The organism is Vogesella mureinivorans (assembly GCF_007644035.1).
GTDB lineage: Bacteria > Pseudomonadota > Gammaproteobacteria > Burkholderiales > Chromobacteriaceae > Vogesella > Vogesella mureinivorans.
The window spans coordinates 1-383 of the sequence record NZ_VMTV02000485.1; the positions used below are offsets into that span (position 1 = coordinate 1).

The 383-nt window shown below is 68.4% G+C and carries 1 protein-coding gene; it reads right to left on the reverse strand.

The features are described from left to right. A partial coding sequence (locus FLQ44_RS13535) for an alkaline phosphatase (RefSeq protein ID WP_276607859.1) occupies nucleotides 1–366 on the reverse strand: 366 nt, incomplete at its 3' end. Nucleotides 367–383 lie beyond the last annotated feature (17 nt).

Here is a 383-nt window from a genome sequence, read left to right on the forward strand (position 1 = left end):
CGAAGGCTCGTGCGGCTGGCGCTTCACCCCTTCCGGCTGCAGGTCGCTGGCCGCGGCATAGCCCGGCCCATTGATGTAGCCCAGCGTGGTGAACACGCGGCCGGTCATGTCGCGCTTCAACGCCAGGTCGTCGCTACCGGTGCGGTCGGTGACCTTGCCGAGGATCGGATTGCCGCGATGGCTGTAGCCGGCAAAGCTGAGCACGTGGCTGTGGTCGGCGGTGACCACGATCAGCGTGTCGTCGAGCGAAGTCGCAGCGCGCGCGGCAGCCACGGCCTCGGACAGCGCGATGGTGTCGGTCAGCGCGCGGTAGGCGTTGTTGGCGTGATGGGCGTGATCGATGCGACCGCCTTCCACCACCAGCAGGAAGCCCTGCTCGCTCC